Annotated in this window: 7 protein-coding genes; all 7 read left to right on the top strand. The window is 70.1% G+C overall.

The genetic code is table 11. The features are described 5' to 3' along the window. Positions 1-42: 42 nt before the first annotated feature. The 7 genes from ACH3VR_RS18295 to ACH3VR_RS18265 all read left to right on the top strand — a co-directional run bounded on the left by ACH3VR_RS18295 (position 43) and on the right by ACH3VR_RS18265 (position 7,076). Positions 43-984, top strand: a complete 942-nt coding sequence (locus ACH3VR_RS18295; RefSeq protein ID WP_397557748.1) for a carbohydrate ABC transporter permease — start codon at positions 43-45, stop codon at positions 982-984. A 154-nt stretch (positions 985-1,138) separates the two neighbouring features. After that, the gene (locus ACH3VR_RS18290) at positions 1,139-1,930 is read left to right on the top strand and encodes a carbohydrate ABC transporter permease (RefSeq protein WP_397557759.1); all 792 of its coding nucleotides are present in this window, start codon (positions 1,139-1,141) and stop codon (positions 1,928-1,930) included. Beyond that, the gene (locus ACH3VR_RS18285) at positions 1,927-2,889 is read left to right on the top strand and encodes a carbohydrate kinase family protein (RefSeq protein ID WP_397557747.1); all 963 of its coding nucleotides are present in this window, start codon (positions 1,927-1,929) and stop codon (positions 2,887-2,889) included. The genes ACH3VR_RS18290 and ACH3VR_RS18285 overlap by 4 nt, the downstream gene beginning before the upstream one ends. 4 nt (positions 2,890-2,893) lie before the next feature. Continuing rightward, positions 2,894-3,889, top strand: coding sequence for a glycoside hydrolase family protein (locus ACH3VR_RS18280; RefSeq protein ID WP_397557746.1), 996 nt, complete (start codon positions 2,894-2,896; stop codon positions 3,887-3,889). Positions 3,890-3,916: 27 nt separating this feature from the next. Beyond that, positions 3,917-5,923 carry a glycoside hydrolase family 32 protein gene (locus ACH3VR_RS18275; RefSeq protein ID WP_397557745.1) on the top strand — a complete coding sequence of 669 codons (2,007 nt, stop codon included), beginning with the start codon at positions 3,917-3,919 and terminating at the stop codon, positions 5,921-5,923. A 118-nt stretch (positions 5,924-6,041) separates the two neighbouring features. Further along, entirely contained in the window at positions 6,042-6,797 is a 756-nt protein-coding gene (locus ACH3VR_RS18270) for a sulfite exporter TauE/SafE family protein (RefSeq protein WP_397557744.1), read from the top strand. Positions 6,798-6,866: 69 nt separating this feature from the next. Beyond that, positions 6,867-7,076: a hypothetical protein gene (locus ACH3VR_RS18265; protein WP_397557743.1), complete on the top strand. Its 210-nt coding sequence runs from the start codon at positions 6,867-6,869 to the stop codon at positions 7,074-7,076. Positions 7,077-7,117: the final 41 nt, after the last annotated feature.

Here is a 7,117-nt window from a genome sequence, read left to right as displayed (position 1 = left end):
GCGCCCCCCCCCCCCCCCCCCGCCACCTGGAAAGGCACCTCCATGACAGTCACCCCTCCGACGGTGGCGGCTGAGACGCCGCGTCGTTCGCTCCGCCGCTTCCGCTCCATCAAGGGCCGGGAGACGTGGGCCGGCCTCGGGATGATGGCCCCTGCCGGCATCCTGCTCATCCTGTTCCTCGCGATCCCCGTGATCCTCGCGTTCACGCTCTCGTTCACGAATGCGCGACTGATCTCGCCGAACCCGCCGCGGTTCGTGGGAATGGACAACTTCGTCCGCGCCTTCACGGCCGATCCGGTCTTCCTCGATTCCGCGTGGAACACGTTCGTCTTCGCGCTCGTCGTCGTGCCGGTGCAGGCGGGCCTCGGCCTGCTGCTCGCCGTGCTCGTGAACCGGCGGCTGCGTGGGGTCACGGCGTTCCGCGTCATCTTCTTCGTGCCCGTCGTGACCTCGATCGTCGTCGTGTCGATCCTCTGGAAGTTCATGTACCAGAAGGACGGCCTCATCAACTCGATGATCGACACGCTGACCTTCGGGGCGTGGAGCGGCGTCGACTGGCTGAACAACCCGAGCACGGCCCTCGGCGCGATCATCGTGCTGTCGATCTGGCAGGCGGTCGGATTCCACATGATCATCTGGCTGTCGGGCCTGCAGACGATCCCCGAGGAGCTGTACGAGGCGGCGAGGATGGACGGCGCGAGCCCGTGGCGCCAGTTCACGAACGTCACGTGGCCGGGCCTGCGCCCGACGATGGTCTTCGTGCTCGTGACGATCACGATCGCCGCCCTCGGCCTGTTCGTGCAGGTCGACGTCATGACTCAGGGCGGGCCGATCAATTCCACGACGACGGTCGTCTTCCACGCCGTCCGCAAGGGCTACGACCAGCAGGAGATCGGGTACGCGTCGGCGATCTCGCTCATCTTCTTCGTCGCCGTGCTGCTCGTCGCGCTCGTGCAGCGGCGCCTCACCCGAGAGAAGGGCTGACATGGCGACCACGACCGCCGTCATCACGACCGCCGCGGAGCGCCCCGTCGCCCGCACGACGTCTGGGGCGAAGGCCGCTGCCGTGCGGGGGAAGGTCTTCACCTACATCGCCCTGAGCGTCTTCGGCGTCATCTTCCTCTTCCCGCTCGTCTTCATGTTCGTCTCGAGCTTGAAGCCCGACGCGCAGATCCTCCGCGACATCGGCACGCCGTCCGCCTTCCTCCCGGTGGGCGACATCTCCCTCGACAACTACTTCGGCGTCTTCGACCGCGTGCCGGTCGGGCAGTTCCTCTTCAACTCCGTGCTCATCACGGTGCTCACCGTCGGGCTCGGACTGATCGTCAATTCGATGGCCGGGTTCGCTCTGTCGCGACTGGAGTGGCGCGGCCGGATCGTCGTGCTCGCGCTCGTCATCGCGACGCTGATCGTGCCGTTCGAGACCATCGCGGTGCCGATGGTCTACTGGGTCGCGCAGCTGCCGACGCTCGTCATGGAGGGTGGTGTCCTCAAGTACGACTTCGGCTGGCTCAACACCTACCAGGTGCAGATCGTGCCGTTCATCGCGAACGCCTTCTCGATCTTCCTGTTCGCGCAGTACTTCTCGACGATCCCGAAATCGCTCGACGAGGCGGCGCGCATCGACGGCGCGAGCTGGTTCACGATCTACCGCCGCATCGTCGCGCCGCTGTCGGGTCCCGCGTTCGCGACCGTCGCGATCCTCACCTTCCTCCCGGCGTGGAACCAGTACCTGTGGCCCCTCATGGTCGTGCAGAAGGAGAACCTTCGCCCCGTCATGGTCGGCATGCAGTACTTCTTCCAGCTCAACACCGCGTGGGGCGAGGTCATGGCGTACACGTCGCTCATCACGCTGCCCGTGCTCATCGTGTTCCTGATCTTCCAGCGGGCGTTCGTGAGCAGCATCGCCGCGAGCGGGGTGAAGGGATGACTGATCGGGATGCCGCACCCCGCGTCGTCGTGGTCGGCGAGGCCCTGGTCGACATCGTCCACCGGGCGGACGGCAGGGTCGACGAGTCGCCGGGCGGGAGCCCCGCGAACGTCGCCCTCGCCCTCGGGCGGCTCGGCCGCGCGCCGCGGCTCGTCACGCGGCTCGGCGACGATCGGCACGGGCGCGGCGTGCGCGCGTGGCTCATCGACTCGGAGGTGACGGTCGACGCGGTGCCCGCACTGCGCACCGCGACCGCGACGGCGCGGCTCGACGCGGCGGGCGCCGCCGAATACGAGTTCGATCTCGAGTGGGCGCTCGAGGGCGCCTCCGTCGCCGATGCCGACATCGTGCACGCGGGGTCGATCGGCGCGCTGCTGCCGCCCGGCGGCGACGAGGTCGCGCGCCTCGCCGCCGACCTGGCGGGTACGGCGCTGGTGACCTTCGACCCCAACGTGCGGCCGTCGCTCCTGGGCGATCCCGCGGCGGCCCGCACACGGGTCACCGGCTACCTCGGCGTCGCCGACGTCGTGAAGGCCAGCGAGGAGGACCTCGCGTGGCTGCATCCCGATCTGTCGCCGCTCGAGGCGGCGCAGCGGTGGCACGACGCGGGCCCCGCCGTCGTCGTCGTCACGCGGGGAGGCGAGGGATGCCTCGCCGTGACGGATGCCGGCGTCCTCGAGGTGCCCGCCGTCACGGTCTCGGTCGTCGACACCGTCGGCGCGGGCGACACCTTCATGGGCACGCTCATCGACGGCCTCCTCGGTGCCGGCTACCGCGACGTGACGCATCGTGCGCGGCTGCGCGGCATCCCTCCCGCCGAGCTCGAGGCGATCCTCCGCGTCTGCGCCGAAGCGGCGGCGATCGCCGTCTCGCGTCCCGGCGCCGACCCGCCGTCGCGTGCCGAGCTCGACTCCACCATCTCCGCGCGCCTGCAGGCCGCGACCTCTACGAAGGGCTGACGCTGTGTTCGACCTCCCCGGTTCCTGGGTCTGGGACTTCTGGTTCGCCGACGACGGCGAGCAGTACCACCTGTTCTTCCTCTACGCCTCGCGGGCGCTGAAAGACCCCGACGCGCGGCACTACCGCGCCTCGATCGGCCACGCCGTCTCGACCGATCTCGTGTCCTGGACGCAGGTCGCCGATGCCCTCGTGCGCAGCGACGGCCCGGCCTTCGACGACCTCGCGACGTGGACGGGCTCCATCGTGCGGCATCCCGACGGCACGTGGTTCCTCTTCTACACCGGCTCGACGCTCGCCGCCCACGGCAAGAACGTGCAGCGGATCGGCTACGCGACCTCTTCCGACCTGCACGTCTGGACCAAGGCCCCAGGCCCCGTGCTGGAGGCCGCGGCGCCCTGGTACGAGACGCTCGAGAGCGATGCGTGGCACGACGAGGCGTTCCGCGACCCGTGGGTCTTCGCCGACCCCGACGGCGACGGCTGGCACATGCTCGTGACGGCGCGGGCGCCGCACGGACCGGCCGACGGACGCGGCGTCGTCGGGCACGCACGGTCGTGGGATCTGCGCCGGTGGGAACTCCGGCCCCCGCTCAGCGTTCCGAGCCCGCGCGGATTCGGGCAGCTCGAGGTGACGCAGGTCGAGGTCGTGGACGGACGCCCCGTGCTGTTGTTCTCCTGCCTCGCGGAGCACGCCTCGGCGGCGCGGCGCGGCACGCCCGGCGGCACGTGGGCGGTGCCCGCCGAGTCGCTCACCGGTCCGTTCGACGTGGACGCCGCCTACCCGGTGACCGACGACAGCCTGTACGTCGGCCGCCTGCTGCGCCGACGCGACGACGGGCAGTGGCTGCTGTTCGCGTTCCGCAACGCCGGACCCGACGGCTCCTTCGTCGGTGGCATCAGCGACCCCATGCCGGTCGCGTGGCGGCACGGACGGCTCACGGTCGAGGCCGGGCTCGCCCCGGCGACAGAGAACGGAACGGCGGCCATCGCCAGTCACTGATCCACCGAGCAAAGAGGAACGCCGACGATGTCGATTCCCCGCACCACCCGCATTCTGCGGCTGACCGCCGTCGCGGCACTGACCGCGACGGCGGTCGCCGTGCCCGCCGTCGCGCCGGCGACCGCCGGCGCCGAGGAGCCCGTGACCTATCGCGCGCAATACCACCTCACCGTGCCCGACCACTGGAAGAACGACCCGCAGCGGCCGGTCTTCGTGGACGGGAAGTTCCACTACTACTACCTGTACAACTCCGACTACGACGCCGACCCCGCGGCGAACTTCGGCACGGCGTGGCGGCTCGCCACGACGCACGACGGCGTCGTGTTCGCCGACCAGGGGATCGCGGCCCCCAAGAAGACGAACGCGAACTACGACCTGTGGTCGGGGTCGACCGTCGTCGACACCGCGAACACGGCGGGATTCGGCGCGGGCGCCGTCGTCATGCTCGTGACGCAGATGGACCACCCCACGCCGGCGCAGCAGGCGAACGCGTCGGGCCCGCAGGCCCAGTTCCTCTGGTACTCGATCGACGGCGGCCGCACCTTCCGCCCATACGGCGATCAGCCGGTCATCGCGAACGGCGGGCGCGCCGACTTCCGCGACCCGAAGGTGGTGTGGGATACCGAGCGCGGCCGCTGGGTCGCCCTCATCGCCGAACGCGACCGGGTGAGCTTCTACACCTCGCCCGACCTCAGGACGTGGACGCGGCGCGGAGAATACGTCAACTCGGGGATCGGCACGATCGAGTGTCCCGACCTCTTCCGGATCCGCGCCGACGACGGCACGACGCACTGGGTCTTCGGGGTGAGCGCCAACGGGTACGCGACGGGGGAGCCGGCGACCTTCGCCTACTGGACGGGCGACTTCGACGGCTCGAGCTTCCACGTCGACACGGCCTCTCCGCAGTGGCTCGACCACGGCTTCGACTGGTACGGCGCGGTCACGTGGGAAGACCCGGCGGCGCCGCTCGAGCGGCGATACGCCGTGGGCTGGATGAACAACTGGGACTACGCGCACAAGACGCCGACCTGGGCCGCCGACGGCTACAACGGCACCGACTCGATCACGCGCCTCATCTCGCTGAAGGAGGCGGACTCCGGCTACAGCCTCGTGTCGCAGCCGGTCCCCGCGCTCGACGGCATCGCGACCTCCCGCACGAACCTGGGCGACGTCACGGTCGACGGCTTCCTGCCGCTGGCCTACCAGGGTGACGCGTACCGCATCGAGACCGACGTCTCGTGGAGCACCGCGACGAACATCGGCCTTCAGCTGCGCCGCTCGGCCGACGGCTCGCGACACGCGGACGTCGGGGTGACCGATACCTACGCCTATGTGAACCGCGCGCAGACGGGGCATCCCGACAATCCGTTCAAGCTCGAGAGCCGCACGCCCTTCCCGTCGTCGGCGACAACCGTGCACCTCGAGATCCTCGTCGACCGCACGACGATCGAGGTCTTCGTCGACGACGGCCGGTACGTGCACTCGAGTCAGGTCTTCGCCCCTCCTGGCGATCGGGGTCTCGCGCTGTACACCTCCGGCGGGTCGGCGACCTTCCACGACCTGACGATCACCGAGTTCGGCAGCGTCGTGCAGCGGCCCGCGCGGGTGATCGCCGACTTCGAGGGCGGCTCGTGGGGGCTCGGCTGGACGGCCACGGCGGCGCTCGCCTCGGCGGCCCCGTCGGCCTCGGCGCTTGCGGGCCAGGTCGGGGCTCAGGTCGCCGACACCTTCGCGGGATCGGATGCCGCCACCGGCGTCGTCACCTCGCCGCCGTTCACGATCGACCGCGACTTCCTGCACCTCCTCGTGGGCGGAGGGCGGCATCCGCTCGGAGTCGAGCCGGCGACCTCCGTGCAGCTCCTCGTCGACGGCCAGCCTGTGCGCACGGCGACCGGCGCCGACGACGCGACGCTGCGCCCGGTGGAGTGGGACCTGCGCGACCTCGCCGGCAAGACGGCACAGCTGCAGATCCTCGACGATGCGACCGGCGCGTGGGGACACCTGATGGTCGATCAGGTCGTGCTGAGCGACTGACTCTTCGCGGGTTCAGAGGGTGCGACACGCGGCGACCTGCGACGGGATGCCGCGTGTCGCGCCACCGGGGGAACGTCATTTGTCAGGACAACCCCGAGGGAGCACCTAGCCTTGATCTGTGACCGACCTGACCGCCTGGGCGTGGACGCTGCTCGCCGTCGGCGCGCTCGTGGTCGGCGTGTCCAAGACGGCCCTGCCCGGCGCCGGGACGCTCGCGGTCGCGATCTTCGCGAGCGTGCTCCCTGCGAAGCACTCGACGGCGACGCTCCTGGTGCTGCTCATCGTCGGCGATGCCTTCGCCCTCATCACGTACCGACGCCACGCCGACTGGCCGACCCTCATCCGGCTCGCACCGGCCGTCGTCTGCGGCCTGCTCGTCGGGGCGGGCTTCCTCGCGCTCGCTGATGACGCGTGGGTGCAGCGCACCATCGCGATCATCCTCCTCCTCGTCGTCGCGTTCACGCTGTGGCTGCGACGGCGGGGCACCGGCACGTCGCTCGTCGGCAGGGGCGGCCGCGTCGCGGCGGCGGGCTACGGCACGCTCGGCGGCTTCACGACGATGGTCGCCAACGCCGGCGGACCCGTCATGTCGATGTACTTCGTCGCGGCGCGGTTCGAGGTCAAGGCGTTCCTCGGCACGGCCGCGTGGTTCTTCGCGATCGTCAACATCGCCAAACTCCCCTTCGCGATCGGCCTCGGTCTGCTGACTCCGCAGAGTCTGCTCATCGACCTGCTGCTCGTGCCCGCCGTGCTGATCGGCGCCTTCATGGGCCGGGCGCTCGCGGGGCGCATGCGCCAAGACGTCTTCGAGCGGATCGTCTTCATCCTGACGATCGTCGCGGCGCTCTACCTGCTCTTCACGGCGCCGGTCTGAGCGCTACCCCCGTCGCGTGATGCTGTCAACCATCTCGCGCGAGCCGCCGGGAGGAGCAGAATCCAGGTCATGCGATCGGTGCCCATGTTCGACCACGCCGAAAAGGTGACGACCTCCACGGGGGAGGAGGGGCGCGTCATCCATCCGACATCGGGCCCGCCGGTCGAGTTCTTCGATCCGCTCGAGGGCGTTTTCATCGAGCGCGTCGTGAACGTGGCGTTCCCGTCGGGTGAAGTGAGGAGGTTCCTCGCCTCGTCGCTCACGACCGTCGACGGCTGAGCGTCCCGCGGGTTCTCCACAGACCGAGCGCCGCTCGGTTT

Source organism: Microbacterium alkaliflavum (genome assembly GCF_044325405.1).
GTDB classification, from domain to species: Bacteria; Actinomycetota; Actinomycetes; order Actinomycetales; family Microbacteriaceae; genus Microbacterium; species Microbacterium alkaliflavum.
The sequence above is the reverse complement of the archived record's forward strand: the minus strand, read 5'-3'. Positions and strand labels throughout refer to the sequence as shown.